Raw genomic sequence first — 13,082 nt, 5'->3', positions numbered from 1 at the left:
CCTCCTCGACTGCCAGCGCGGCGGGGCCTATTCAGCAGCGTAGCAGGAGAATGCGAATCGCTCCGAGAAGGCCGGATGTCGCGGCCGTGCGGCTATCCGGCGACCTTCTTTTCATTGCTCACGCCATGGGGAACATGGCCGGTCGCCACCACTTCCCTGGCACGTTCGCAGTGCATCGGCTGGTCGTCGAAGAATACGTCGGCGGCGAAGGCTTCGAGGAAGGCAGCCTTGTCCAGGCCGCCCAGGAACAGCGACTCGTCCAGGCGGATGTCCCACTCGCGCAGGGTACGAATCACCCGCTCGTGGGCCGGTGCCGAGCGCGCAGTGACCAGCGCCGTACGGATCGGGCAGGACTCCTGTGGGAAGGCCTGCTGCACGCGGTTCAATGCTGCCAGGAAGGGCTTGAACGGCCCGCCGCCCAGCAGTTCGCGGGCGGATTCGCGCTCATGGGTCTGGAAGGCTTCCAGGCCACCCTGCTGGTAGACGCGCTCGGAATCGTCGGAGAACAGCACCGCGTCGCCGTCGAAAGCGAAGCGCAGCTCGCCGCTGGCTTCCCGGCGCGTGCCGCCGGACAGGATGGTGGCAGCGGCAAAGCCCGCTTCCAGTGCGTTGCGCACGTCCTCGATGTGGGTCGAAAGAAACAGGTGGCAATTGAATGCCTTGAGGTAGGGATATGGGCTACGGCCGCCGACGAAGGCGGCGCGGGAAATGCCCAGGCCATAGTGCTGGATGGAGTTGAACACTCGCAGGCCGGTGTCGGCGCTGTTGCGCGAGACCAGGATGACCTCCACCGGCGCGCTGTCGGTCCCCCCGTTGAGGGCGAGCAGCTTCTGCACCAGGGCGAAGGCATCGCCTGGCGGCAGGACTTCGTCCTCACGGGCGATCTGGTACTGGCGGTAGGCTTCGACGCCCTCGCTTTCATAGACCTGATGGCTTTCTCGCAGATCGAACAGCGCCCGCGAGGAAATCGCCACCACCAGCTTGTCACCCAGCCCTTTTGCCATGCTTCCCCCGGCGCCCCTCAGCGACCCTGGTTGCGTGCGTCGATGAAACGCAGCGCGCGATACAGCGCCTCGATCTTCGGCAGCTCGCATCCGGCCTTGCGTGCCGCGTCCAGAGGCGCGGCGTAGATCGCGCCCAACTCCAGCGGCCGGTGCTGCTCGAAGTCATGGTACATGCTCGGCAGATAGTCGGGCATGGCGTCGGTGGAGCTGAGCATCGCACCGACAATGCCCGGTGGCAGCGCATACCCGCAAGCCGCCGCGCCGGAGATGACCTCCTCCATCAGCTCGGTCACCAGGGCACGGCTGTCGGGGTTGTCCATGATCGCCCGCGTGCCGCTGTCGAGCAGCACGGACAGACCGTTGTAGGGGATGTTCCAGACCAGCTTCTGCCAGCGCGCCTGCTCCAGGTTCGGCATGGCATTGGAATCCAGGCCGGCGCTGCGGAACAGCGCGGCGCCCTCCTCCACGATCGCCTGGCGGGCCTCCGCGTCATGAGCAGGGCCGGAGTGATAGCCGATGTTCACCCCACCGAAGGCCTGGTGTTCGATGACGCCCGGCTCGGCACGGTGCACGCAGATGAAGCAGAGTCCGCCGAGCAGATGGATGTGCGCGGGCAGCAGCGCGCGCAGTTCGTCTTCCACGGCGAGACCGTTCTGCAGCAGCAGGACCTTCGCCCCCTGCGCCGCAGCCTGGATGATCAGCGGCGCGAGGTCGGCGTTACTGGTGGTCTTCGCACCCACCAGCAGCCAGTCGCAAGGTGGCATCTTCGCCACATCGTCGTAGGCATTCACTGGCGACAGGCTCAGCGCGCCGTGCACCTGGCTGTTCAGGCGCAGGCCGTTCTGTGCGACGGCGGGATACTCGCTGCGCAGCAGGAAATGAACGTCGTGGCCGGCACGGGCCAGCATCAGGCCGTAGAAACCGCCAATGGCGCCGGTTCCGATGATGCCGATTCGCAGATTCATCAAGGCAATTCCTCAGCAGGGCGCGACAGGGCATCGCGCAGGGCTTGGATCAGAGGTTCGGGGCGCAGCGCTGCGTGAACGGGCCCCAGGAAATGGCCGTCGCGCACCAGGAACAGGGACGGCAGATGGAAGACTTCATAGCGCTCGACGAGGCCACCACTGTGCCCGGCGTCGATCCAGCACAGGCGATCTATCGGCAGGCCGAGCTCTGGCAGGACCTGCCGCGCCCAGCGGCAGGTGGAGCAGCCTTCACCGGTAAAAATCAGCAGGGACACGCCCGGCAGCTCGAGCAGCCGGCGGTCGGCATCCAGGTCGGTCAGCTCCAGGGCCGGCACTATACTCAAGGTGCCACCACTATAAAGATTGCAGTCGGAGCGTTCCGTCATGCGTCAGTTCCTGCGTCACCCTTGCGATTTTCCGGTCGAACTGGTCATCCGCAAACAGACCTTCCTGCCGCGCCAGCGGTTGCACAATATCAGCCTCGGCGGCGTCGCGTGCAACTCACCGCGCGGCTTTCGCCGCGGCACCTCCATCGAGCTGCGCATTCCCCTGCTGGGCGACTCCGCCCGCTACCCGGGCATCATCGCCTGGAGCCGCAAACAGACCAGTGACTACCGCGTGGGAATCGCCTTCATCGACGAAGACACGCTGTTCCGGGCTCGCATGGTCGAGCAGGTCTGCCAGATCGAGCAGTACCGGCGCCAGCGGGAGCAGACCAGCGGCAGCAGCCTGCCGTTCGAGGTTCTGGCGCTGGAGTGGATCGCGCAGAACGCCGCCGACTTCCCGATGTTTTGCGCAGTCTGATCGGCGCCCCGCAGAAAGTCGCGCAAATGCCCGTGTCGCGGGCATTTTCCTGCATCGAGCCATTGTCGAGGCAAGGCCTGAACGGTTAAGGTTCGGGTTCCCCTTAGCGACACCTATGCCTGCGCCCCATCGCACGGGGATTTCTGGCGGCCGGCACCCGTGACCTGATTGAGTACCACGATGGCTGATTTACAGATCGACGACCTTAACGTTGCCTCCAACGAGACACTGATCACGCCGGAGCAGCTCAAGCGCGAAATCCCCCTGACCGACGCCGCCCTGCGCACCGTTGCCAACGGCCGCCAGGTTGTCCGCGACATCCTTGACGGCAAGGACCATCGCCTGTTCGTGGTGATCGGCCCCTGCTCCATCCACGACATCAAGGCTGCCCACGAGTACGCCGAGCGCCTGAAGGTGCTGGCCGCGGAAGTCTCCGACACCCTGTTCCTGGTGATGCGCGTGTACTTCGAGAAGCCGCGCACCACCGTCGGCTGGAAGGGCCTGATCAACGACCCGTACCTGGATGACTCCTTCAAGATCCAGGACGGTCTGCACATCGGCCGCCAGCTGCTGCGAGACCTCGCCGAGATGGGCCTGCCCACCGCCACCGAAGCGCTCGACCCGATATCCCCGCAGTACCTGCAGGACCTGATCAGCTGGTCGGCCATCGGCGCACGCACCACCGAGTCCCAGACCCACCGCGAGATGGCTTCCGGCCTGTCCTCCGCGGTCGGTTTCAAGAACGGCACCGACGGTAGCCTGACCGTGGCGATCAACGCCCTGCAGTCGGTTTCCAGCCCGCACCGCTTCCTGGGCATCAACCAGGAAGGTGGCGTCTCCATCGTCACCACCAAGGGCAACGCCTACGGCCACGTGGTGCTGCGTGGCGGCAACGGCAAACCGAACTATGACTCGGTCAGCGTCGCCCTGTGCGAACAGGAACTGACCAAGGCGAAGATCCCGCTGAACGTGATGGTCGACTGCAGCCACGCCAACTCCAACAAGGACCCGGCCCTGCAACCGCTGGTGATGGACAACGTCGCCAACCAGATCGCCGAAGGCAACAACTCCATCGTCGGCCTGATGGTGGAAAGCCACCTGGGCTGGGGCGCTCAGCCAATTCCGAAGGACCTGTGCCAGCTGCAGTACGGTGTGTCGATCACCGACGCCTGCATCGACTGGGACACCACCGAGAAGGCCGTGCGCAGCATGCACGCCAAGCTCAAGGACGTCCTGCCCAAGCGTCAGCGCGGCTGACACGCCAGGCAGACGCGAAGAAGCCGGGCAAATGCCCGGCTTTTTTTCGCCCTCGATACAGCGATCCCCGCGCCAGGGTTTCGCCAGGCACAAAAAAGCCCGGCACTGCCGGGCTTTCTGTTTCTGCGCCTGAGGTCAGAGCGCAGTATCGGTGTGGCGCTGACGCCGCTCCAGGTAGCGCTCCACATAGGAGCACGACGGAATGACGCTGTAGCCCTTGCGCTCGGCGTACTGCAGCGCGTGCTCGGTGAGGGCGGCGGCGATACCGCGGCCACGCAGGGTGTCCGGAACGAAAGTGCGGTAGATATCGAGCGTCTGCTTGCCCAGATCCATGTAGGCCAGATAGGCGCGATGACCATCAACAGTCGTTACGAACTGGTGGCTGGATTCATCATGCTGGATGGACAACGACTCACTCACTTGCTCTCTCCTTCCGGGGCCCTCACAACATGACCCGCACCTGATTGATCTTGTTCAGGCGGAGGAACATTTCCGCCGAGCCGGTCCCAAGCAGGACAGTGATATAGACTCGGCCGTTCTCCACCTTGTGCAGCACACCCTGATAATAGGCACCATCAAACGTGATGAACTGCAGGCGCTTGCCGGTGTACTGGGCAAGGCTTTCAACGCTAACGAACTCATATTGCTGCGTTTTGGCCTGTGACTCAACCGTTTCCGGGGCCGAAACCATTTGATATTGGCTTTCCGGCGTGAGTTTTTTCTTCAGCGGATCGACCCAGGCGAACCCGATCGGTGCGACTGACTGCTGGTTCACTAAGACGACCGGATGCAGCATCTGAATCACATCCTTGGGCTCGAAAAATTGTAGACCGCCCCAGGCCATGCCTTCGCTCGGTGTCAGCTCGATGCGCAGCGAGCGTGGATCTTCCAGGTAACGGCCATAGGCCTCGAGTACCAGCTTGTCGAGCGCGATGCGCTGCTGGCGCAGGGCCTGGTCGAACTTCTCCAGAGACAGCGCCGTGTAGGCCTTCTGGTCCACGCCCAGCTTGCCGCGGCAGAATTCGCTGACGCGGCGCTGGTACTGGTTGTCGTTCATCTCGACGATCACCTGGGACACCCGCGGCGGATTTACGCGCATGTCGCCCGGACGCTCGGAAACATTCATCAGCGACATGCTGGTGTGCATGTCGAGCATGTCGCGGGTATCGCTGCGCAAGTCGAAGGTGAGGGTCTGTGCGCCCGGCTGCATGCGGTAGGAGAACTCGATGTCCGACTCGAGGGTGCGGTAGCCCATCTGCAGCAGCTCATCGACACCGATATTGCGCACGTTGCCGCAGGCCACTTCGCTCATCGCGGTGAAGGCACTCTTCTCCGCCGGCTGGGCGTACAGCGACTGCATGAACGGGCCATGGATCTGCAGCTCGACACCTTTCAGGTCAACTGCCATCTGCTCGGGCAACTTGCCCTCACCCAGGCGCTCCTTGAAGCTGAGCAGCTCGCGCAGGCCGTTGAACTTCAGCTGGGCGTGGGCGACCTTCAGGCTGTCACCCGCCATGGGCACCTTGATCACCACGTTCTGCAGACCGACCCGGCCATCGAAGGAGGAGGAAATACCGCCGTAGGTAATCTCCATGAACGGCGAGACACGGGCGATTGCGTCGTTCACCACGCTGCGCACGGAAAGCCAGAGCGACGCCTTGATGATGACGGCGATCGCAACGACAGCGAGAAGGGACCACTTGAGAATCTTCGACATGACAGGCACATCCTGGATTGTGCGAGAGCGGGGCGCAGGGATACTGGCAGCTTAACAGTACGCCCAACACCTCTCCATGAGCGCGCTCGGAAAATGCGTGCACAGCGCACAGAAATCGCCCGATTTTCATGGCACGCGACTGACTCACCAGTCAGTCAAAACGCTTTACGCCCCTGCCTTGCGTCAGTATGTTCTGGCCCACTTTCCATCCACGGATTCCAACCCAGGACCCTCTGCCATGAGTGAGCTGATCAGCTACCAATTCGAAGACGGCATCGCCACCCTGACCCTGAACAACGGCAAGGTGAACGCCATCTCCCCGGCGGTCATCGAAGCCTTCAACCAGGCCCTGGACGAGGCGGAGAAAGACCGTGCCATCGTCATCGTCACCGGCCAGCCAGGGATCCTCTCCGGTGGTTATGACCTCAAGGTGATGACGTCTGGCCCGGAAAACGCCGTGAACCTGGTAGCTGCCGGCTCCACCCTGGCGCGCCGCATGCTGTCCCACCCCTTCCCGGTCATCGTTGCCTGCACCGGCCATGCGGTGGCCAAGGGTGCCTTCATCCTGCTTTCGGCGGATTACCGCATTGGCGTTGATGGCCCGTTCCAGATCGGCCTGAATGAAGTGGCCATCGGCATGACCATGCACCACGTTGGCATCGAGCTGGCCCGTGACCGCCTGCGCCGCTCCGCCTTTACCCGCTCGGTGGTGAATGCCGAGATGTTCAACCCGCGCGATGCGGTGGACGCCGGTTTCCTCGACAGGGTCGTCCCGGCCGAGCAACTCCAGGCCGCCGCCCTGGAAGCCGCGCAGCACCTGAAGAAGCTGAACATGACGGCGCACCGCAACACCAAGCTGAAAGTACGCAAGCAGCTGCTGGAAACCCTGGACAAGTCCATCGAGCTGGACAAGAACCACCTGGCCTGATCGCCCGATAACGGAAAAGCCCGGCCTGGTGCCGGGCTTTTTCATGATCAGACTATTACCTAAAAGGCAACACTTATTCAGCCGGTTTGCTATTTTTCAAAAATTATTACGCATTAACCTATGGATGAACCCAAAGCAAACCAACCGGAGGTGTTCATCATGAAACTCAACATCATCGCCGCCAGCGTACTGGCCGCCGCTACCGCTTTTGCCGCCCAGGCCAGCTTCGCCGAAGAGTCGCCGCTGATGCAGGACCGGATGGTCCACATGACCCAGGCTGCCATCCAGCAACAGCAATCCGAGCAGTCCGCCAGCAAGGTGAACGTCGAAGCCGCTTCCAAGCAGGGCTGAAACCTTCACACCCCACCAGCCGCCTGCAGCAGGTGACGTCATGCAGTCGAGCCCGAAGCGAAAAGCCCGGCCTGAAGCCGGGCTTTTCAGGGACGATGACACAGCCTCAACGCTTTTCGGCAGCCGCTACGCCCCGGCGATAGGTCTCATAGACCAGCACCGGAATGTTCAGGTCGCCCAGGTAGCGCTCCACCAGTGGCTTGACCGCTTTCCAGTCCAGACCACCGACACCCGTCGCCAGGCACGGCAGCGCCACGCTGCTGACACCCTCGCTCTGCAGGTATTTGGCCAGTTCCTTCAGGCAATGAGTGACGTTCTCCAGCGTTGCTCCAGCCGGTTTGGCTGCACGCCCTTCACCCTGCTGCTCCTGGGTGAGCAGGTTGGCGATGCAGCGAGTGGAGCCGTCGGCATCGACGCCCGACCAGATCCAGATCGTGCCCGGTTTCGGCGCGTTCGAGTGAGCGGCATGGCGGTAATCACGCACCATCGACGGCCAGCGTTCGCGCAGGTCCAGCGCCAGGCCGCTGTCGAAATGGTCCTGGGGCGAGATTCCGTGCGCGATGACCTGGGCCGTGCTCAACAGAATGTCGCCTTCAACGTATCGAATCATGGGAAGTTCCTTGCGTCCGGGAAGTCCGTGGCGGCCTCGCGCCACCGCCTGATTTCCACGTTACGCCGGGCAGACTCCCTCTCCTTGACGAGGGTCAAGCAGCCATGAAACCCGCCAGCGTCCCGGCAGCCTCCAAAAACGTTGCCTTGCCCGCCGCCTTGCGCCTGGTCGTTCCACCGCTATCTATCAATTTGCCTGATAGCGGGAAGCAACCGACATCGTTATTCAATCGAAATGAGCAAAGCGACACTGGGCCATCACTTCCCAGGACCCGAGTCGCCAGCATGAACCGTCAAGCACACCGCTATGCCCGCAACGGCGCCCTCGCCGCCCTGGGGCTCTACACCATCGTGATCCTGGTGGTTACCGCGCTCAGCGCCGGCTTCGATGACGCGCGCCGGACACCGGTGGACAACATCGACCGCACCGGGCTCTTCGAACGCTTCAACCAGGCTGTCCCGGTCGCACTGCAAGGCCTGCAGGACGCTCTGACGCCCCACTCCTGACTCCACCTCGCTGGCGCGTCGCGCCAGGCTGACCAACACTGAATCCCTGCAGCACGACTCCCGATTCACACCAGATCCAGCAGCAGGGTGGGTTTCAGCATGGGCCGAGTCATCGCTTCCGCCGTCTATAGCAAGGGCCGCAAGGTCTCCGACATCCCCCTCGAGGACGGCTATCGCTGGGCCTGCCAGCCCGACCATTTCGTCTGGACCGGCCTGCAGGAGCCGACACCGGAAGAAATGTTCAACCTGCAGCGCCAGTTCAACCTCCACGAACTGGCCGTTTCCGACGCCCTGGAAAAGCACAGCCGGCCAAAGCTGGAAACCTTTGGTGACGCGCTGTTCATCGTTATTTATTCTCCGATCCGCGCCGATAGCCGACTGATGTTCGTCGAAACCCACCTGTTCGCCGGCATCGGCTACATCATCAGCGCGCGCCATGGCTTCTCCCAGTCCTATGCCCAGGTTCGCCAGCGATGCGAGGCGCGGCCGCTATTGCTGGCCCACGGTACCGATTTCGTGCTCTACGCCCTGCTGGATTTCGTGATGAGCAACTACGAGCCGGTGGTGGAGGCGATCCGCGAGGAGATCGAGGAAGTAGAGCAGCAGGTACTGCGCCAGTCGCTGACCCAGGAGCAGATCGAGAAAATCTACGGCCTGCGCCGCGAAGTGCTCAAGCTCAAGCACTATGCCGCGCCCATGGTGGAGATCTGCCAGGAGCTGCAGCGCCTCGACTTCCCTTTCATCGACAAGCAGATGCGCCCTTACTTCCGCGACGTGGCGATCCACGTGAACCGCCTGCTGGAAGACCTCACCACGCTGCGCGACGTGGCCAGCCAGACCATTGAAGTCGGGTTGGCGCTGGAGTCCTCACGGCAGAGCGTGGTGCAGCGCAAGTTCGCCGCCTGGGCGGCCATTCTCGCCTTCCCCACCGCCGTGGCCGGCATCTACGGGATGAACTTCGAGTACATCCCCGAACTGCATTGGCACTACGGCTACTTCCTGATCATGGGACTCCTGGCGCTGGGCTGCATTGGGCTGTACATCAGCTTCAAGCAGGCGGATTGGCTTTAGGCCAGGCCCGCGACTAGCGCCTGTGAGGCTCACCGCCACCAACGAAAACGCCGCTCAAGTGAGCGGCGTTTTCAGTCAACACGGCAGGAATCAGGCCGCGCTCTTCTTCTCGGATTTCTTCTTCTGGTCACTGCCTTGCTGGACGAAGCGCATCATCCATTCGCCGACCGCCGTACCCTGGTGCGGGCGGGAGAGGCTGTCGATGCCGGACTGGAACACCGGCTCGCTGAAGATGTGCCTGCGCAGCTCAAGGATCGCCTGGGAATAGTCGCTCTGGAACTCCGGATGGCCCTGGAAGCACAGCACCTGGTCGCCGATGGCATAGGCAGCGTTAGGGCAGAAGTCGCTGGAGGCGATGCGACGCGCGCCGTGGGGCAGCTCGGTGACCTGGTCCTGGTGGCTGACCAGCAGGGTCAGGCCATCACCCGGCGCCGGGCTCATCCATTCCGGCTGCTCCTCGATGCGGTAATCGTGAATACCCACGCCCCAGCCCTGGCTGGCGCGCTCGGTCTTGCCGCCCAGCACCAGCGCCAGCAACTGGTGGCCGAAGCACACGCCCAGCAGCTTGTCACCGCGCTCATAGAGCTTGAGCACGTAGTCCTTGAGGGTCTGGATCCAGGGATCAGTGCCGAAGGAGTCCGCCTTGCTGCCGGTCACCAGGTACGCGTCGAACTTCTCATCGTCGGGCGGGTAATGCCCTTCCACCACGTTGTAGACCGTGAACTCGGCCGGAACGGGTTGCTTGGCGAACAGTTGCTGGAACATCCAGCCGTAGCCCTTGTACTGATCGATGAGTTCGGGGCGGAGGATGTCGGTTTCCAGAATGCAGATGTGCAACGACATGCAGGGGTGATTCCTGGGGGGTTGGCGGCTGATAAGAATGGTTTTCCTGACACTGATGAAACGCGCATGAAAATTACGCCCTATTTTTTCACCACACAAGATGCCGAGGCCGATTCTTGTGTAGGAATTTCAGGGGAAATACCGGAAAAAGCGACTTCCTTCAATTGCACGGACGCACAGGGGTGACGGCCGGTTGGCAAGGACTCAGCCGATGGACAGGGTTTGCAGCAGCGAGTTCGTGTCCAGCACCTGCGCGTACTCGCCTTGCAGGTTGGCCAGCGACATGGCGTGAACCTCGTCAGCACTGCGCTGCACGCCATTGAAATCACGCTTGTCGAAGGTGAAGCAGGCGTCCGCCACGACCCGCGTCTCGAAGCCCAGGTTGCCTGCCGAACGCGCCGTGGCCTCCACCGAATTGTTGGTGCTGACACCACAGATCACCAGCGCCCCAATACCCCGCACACGCAACCAGCGCTCAAGGCTGCTGTGGATGAACGCGTCCGGCACGTTCTTCTCCACCACATGCTCGTGATCCAGCGGCGCCAGCGCCTCCTGGAATTCGGCACCCACCTGCCCCGGCCAGAACGGTGAGCCCGGCGTACGCGAGATATGACGGATATGCACCAATGGCCAGCCGCTCCGGCGCCAGGCCGCCAGCAGCTCGCCGATGCGCTGCTCCGCCTGCGGGTTGTTGCGCGGCTCGGGGCTGTCCTGCATGCCTTTCTGCTGGTCGATGATCAACAAGGCGGGAGGCGTCATCGGAGCATTCCTGCTGGGTGGGAAGGCGCCATCCTACGGCCTGCGCCAGCAAGAAAAAACCGGCCACTGGGGCCGGTTTCTTCCTTCAGCCTCGGATGCCTCAGAAGCTCTCGCCCCGAGCCGCCTTCTCCAGCAGCAGCGCCGGCGGCAGGAAGCGCTCGCCATACTGCTCTGCCAGGTACTGGGCGCGGGCGACGAAGTCCTTCAGACCGTACTGGTTGATGAACTGCAGCGCGCCGCCGCTCCAGGCCGCGAAACCGATGCCGAAGATCGAGCCGATGTTGGCGTCGGCGGTGGAGGTCAGCACGCCCTCCTCCACACAACGCACCGTCTCGATGGCCTGCACGAAGAGGATGCGATCACGCACGTCCTCGGCGGAGATCTGCGCGTCGGCCTTCTCGAAGCGCTGCTTCAACTCCGGCCACAGATATTTCCTGCCATTGGCGGGGTAGTCGTAGAAGCCTGCGCCGGCGGCTTTGCCCGGGCGCTTGAACTCGTTGACCATCAGGTCCACCACGGCGAAGGCCGGGTGCCTGGGCAACTGCTTGCCCTCGGCTTCCAGGTCCTTGCGGGTCTGCTCGCGGATGTGGGTCATCAGGCTCATCGACACTTCGTCGCTGATCGCCAGCGGGCCCACCGGCATGCCGGCCTGGCGCGCCTGGTTCTCGATCATCGCCGCCGACACACCCTCGCCGAGCATGGCCAGGCCTTCGTTGGTGAAGGTGCCGAACACACGGGAAGTGAAGAAGCCGCGGCTGTCGTGCACGACGATCGGGGTCTTCTTGATCTGCAGGACGTAGTCGAAAGCGCGCGCCAAGGTGGCGTCGTCGGTCTTCGCGCCACGGATGATCTCCACCAGCGGCATCTTGTCCACCGGGCTGAAGAAATGCAGGCCGATGAATTTCTGCGGCTGCGCCACGGCTTCGGCCAGGCCGGTGATCGGCAGGGTCGAGGTGTTGGAGGCAATCACCGCTTCGGGCAATGCAGCGGACTCGGCGGCAGCACTGACCTTGGCCTTCAGGCCACGGTCCTCGAACACTGCTTCGATGATCAGGTCGCAGCCTTCGAAGTCGGCATCGCTGGCGGTCGGCTTGATCCGCGCGAGGAAGGCGTCACGCTTCTCGGCGCTCATCTGACCCCGGCCGACCTTCTTGTCCAGCAGGCCGGCGGAATAGGCCTTGCCCTTCTCGGCCGCCTCGATGGACACGTCCTTGAGCACCACCTCGATGCCGGCGGCGGCCGAGACGTAGGCGATGCCAGCGCCCATCATGCCGGCGCCGACCACCCCGACCTTCTTCGTCTGCTGCGGCGGGATGCCCTGCGGGCGGGACTTGCCGGCGTTGATCTCGTTGAGCTGGAACCAGAAGGTGCCGATCATGTTCTTCGCCACCTGGCCGGTGGTCAGCTCGGTAAAGTAGCGCGCCTCGATCAGCTGCGCGGTGTCGAAATCCACCTGCGCGCCTTCGACGGCGGCGCACAGGATCTTCTCCGGCGCCGGGAAGCAGCCCTTGGTCTTGTCGCGCAGCACGCTCGGCGCGATCGCGAGCATCTGCGCCACGGCCGGGCTGGATGGCGTGCCACCGGGGATCTTGTAGCCAGTGCTGTCCCACGGCTGCTTGGCGGCCGGGTTGGCGGCGATCCACTCGCGGGCCTTGGCCAGCATGTCCTCGCGACTGGAAGCCACCTGATGGATCAGGCCGGCCTTGAGCGCCTGGTCCGGGCGCACCTTCTTGCCTTCGGCCAGGTACGGCAAGGCCTTCTCCAGGCCGAGCAGGCGCACCATGCGCACCACGCCGCCGCCACCGGGCAGCAGGCCCAGGGTGACTTCCGGCAGGCCGAGCTGGACGTGGCTTTCATCCAGGGCGATGCGGTGGTGGCAGGCCAGGCAGATTTCCCAGCCGCCGCCCAGGGCCGCGCCATTGATGGCGGCGACCACCGGCTTGCCGAGGGTTTCCAGGCGACGCAGCTGGCCCTTGAGCACCAGGATGCCTTCGTAGAAGGCCTGGGCGTCGGCCTTGGTCACCTTGATCAGTTCATTCAGGTCGCCGCCGGCGAAGAAGGTCTTCTTCGCGGAAGTGATCACCACGCCGGCGATCGACTCCTTCTCGGCTTCCAGGCGCGCCACGGTGGCGGCCATGGCCTCGCGGTAGACACCGTTCATGGTGTTGGCGCTCTGGCCAGGCATGTCCATGGTCAGGACGACGATGTTGTCCTGGCCTTTCTCATAGCGGATGGCATCAGTCATTTTTGTTTTCTTCCCGTGCAGG

15 protein-coding genes are annotated in these 13,082 nt (G+C 63.4%); 6 read left to right on the top strand and 9 right to left on the bottom strand.

Annotated elements, in window-relative coordinates; translation table 11 throughout:
* Positions 1 to 92: 92 nt before the first annotated feature.
* The 3 genes from AC1ZV1_RS10825 to AC1ZV1_RS10815 are packed head-to-tail and all read right to left on the bottom strand — an operon-like array spanning position 93 to position 2,355.
* Entirely contained in the window at positions 93 to 1,004 is a 912-nt protein-coding gene (locus tag AC1ZV1_RS10825) for a 5'-nucleotidase (protein WP_484296707.1), read from the bottom strand.
* 17 nt (positions 1,005 to 1,021) lie between these two features.
* On the bottom strand, positions 1,022 to 1,969 hold the full coding sequence (locus tag AC1ZV1_RS10820; protein ID WP_484296706.1) for a putative 2-dehydropantoate 2-reductase: 948 nt from the start codon (positions 1,967 to 1,969) through the stop codon (positions 1,022 to 1,024).
* Entirely contained in the window at positions 1,969 to 2,355 is a 387-nt protein-coding gene (locus AC1ZV1_RS10815) for a YbbN family protein (protein WP_484296705.1), read from the bottom strand. The genes AC1ZV1_RS10820 and AC1ZV1_RS10815 overlap by 1 nt, the downstream gene beginning before the upstream one ends.
* On the opposite strand from AC1ZV1_RS10815, the gene AC1ZV1_RS10810 reads away from it, so the two are divergent.
* Both AC1ZV1_RS10810 and AC1ZV1_RS10805 read left to right on the top strand, forming a co-directional pair.
* The gene (locus AC1ZV1_RS10810; RefSeq protein ID WP_484296704.1) at positions 2,354 to 2,773 is read left to right on the top strand and encodes a PilZ domain-containing protein; all 420 of its coding nucleotides are present in this window, start codon (positions 2,354 to 2,356) and stop codon (positions 2,771 to 2,773) included. The genes AC1ZV1_RS10815 and AC1ZV1_RS10810 overlap by 2 nt on opposite strands.
* A 180-nt stretch (positions 2,774 to 2,953) precedes the next feature.
* Positions 2,954 to 4,030, top strand: coding sequence for a 3-deoxy-7-phosphoheptulonate synthase (locus tag AC1ZV1_RS10805; protein ID WP_045208585.1), 1,077 nt, complete (start codon positions 2,954 to 2,956; stop codon positions 4,028 to 4,030).
* Positions 4,031 to 4,165: 135 nt separating this feature from the next.
* On the opposite strand, the gene AC1ZV1_RS10800 is transcribed toward AC1ZV1_RS10805, so the two are convergent.
* A complete protein-coding gene (locus tag AC1ZV1_RS10800) occupies positions 4,166 to 4,450 on the bottom strand; it encodes a GNAT family N-acetyltransferase (protein WP_484296703.1) in 285 nt (94 codons plus the stop codon).
* Between the two features lie 22 nt (positions 4,451 to 4,472).
* Entirely contained in the window at positions 4,473 to 5,747 is a 1,275-nt protein-coding gene (locus AC1ZV1_RS10795) for a hypothetical protein (RefSeq protein WP_484296702.1), read from the bottom strand.
* Between the two features lie 238 nt (positions 5,748 to 5,985).
* Here AC1ZV1_RS10795 and AC1ZV1_RS10790 point away from each other — a divergent pair, with 238 nt between their 5' ends.
* Together AC1ZV1_RS10790 and AC1ZV1_RS10785 are read left to right on the top strand one after the other, a co-directional pair.
* The gene (locus AC1ZV1_RS10790; RefSeq protein ID WP_484296701.1) at positions 5,986 to 6,675 is read left to right on the top strand and encodes a crotonase/enoyl-CoA hydratase family protein; all 690 of its coding nucleotides are present in this window, start codon (positions 5,986 to 5,988) and stop codon (positions 6,673 to 6,675) included.
* Positions 6,676 to 6,834: 159 nt separating this feature from the next.
* Positions 6,835 to 7,026, top strand: coding sequence for a hypothetical protein (locus AC1ZV1_RS10785; RefSeq protein ID WP_484296700.1), 192 nt, complete (start codon positions 6,835 to 6,837; stop codon positions 7,024 to 7,026).
* Between the two features lie 106 nt (positions 7,027 to 7,132).
* On the opposite strand, the gene AC1ZV1_RS10780 is transcribed toward AC1ZV1_RS10785, so the two are convergent.
* Positions 7,133 to 7,636: a macro domain-containing protein gene (locus AC1ZV1_RS10780; protein WP_484296699.1), complete on the bottom strand. Its 504-nt coding sequence runs from the start codon at positions 7,634 to 7,636 to the stop codon at positions 7,133 to 7,135.
* A 284-nt stretch (positions 7,637 to 7,920) separates the two neighbouring features.
* Between AC1ZV1_RS10780 and AC1ZV1_RS10775 the strand changes: the two genes are divergently transcribed.
* Positions 7,921 to 8,142 carry a hypothetical protein gene (locus AC1ZV1_RS10775; protein ID WP_484296698.1) on the top strand — a complete coding sequence of 74 codons (222 nt, stop codon included), beginning with the start codon at positions 7,921 to 7,923 and terminating at the stop codon, positions 8,140 to 8,142.
* 99 nt (positions 8,143 to 8,241) lie between these two features.
* Positions 8,242 to 9,213, top strand: a complete 972-nt coding sequence (locus AC1ZV1_RS10770; protein ID WP_484296697.1) for a magnesium and cobalt transport protein CorA — start codon at positions 8,242 to 8,244, stop codon at positions 9,211 to 9,213.
* Positions 9,214 to 9,303: 90 nt separating this feature from the next.
* On the opposite strand, the gene AC1ZV1_RS10765 is transcribed toward AC1ZV1_RS10770, so the two are convergent.
* The 3 genes from AC1ZV1_RS10765 to AC1ZV1_RS10755 form a co-directional block, all read right to left on the bottom strand.
* On the bottom strand, positions 9,304 to 10,056 hold the full coding sequence (locus AC1ZV1_RS10765; RefSeq protein WP_484296696.1) for an amidotransferase: 753 nt from the start codon (positions 10,054 to 10,056) through the stop codon (positions 9,304 to 9,306).
* A gap of 204 nt (positions 10,057 to 10,260) precedes the next feature.
* Positions 10,261 to 10,815 carry a cysteine hydrolase family protein gene (locus AC1ZV1_RS10760; protein ID WP_484296695.1) on the bottom strand — a complete coding sequence of 185 codons (555 nt, stop codon included), beginning with the start codon at positions 10,813 to 10,815 and terminating at the stop codon, positions 10,261 to 10,263.
* Between the two features lie 100 nt (positions 10,816 to 10,915).
* On the bottom strand, positions 10,916 to 13,060 hold the full coding sequence (locus AC1ZV1_RS10755; protein WP_484296694.1) for a 3-hydroxyacyl-CoA dehydrogenase NAD-binding domain-containing protein: 2,145 nt from the start codon (positions 13,058 to 13,060) through the stop codon (positions 10,916 to 10,918).
* Between the last annotated feature and the right edge of the window lie 22 nt (positions 13,061 to 13,082).

This window comes from Pseudomonas sp. BB438 (assembly GCF_057180225.1).
This window is presented reverse-complemented; position numbering and strand designations above follow the sequence as displayed.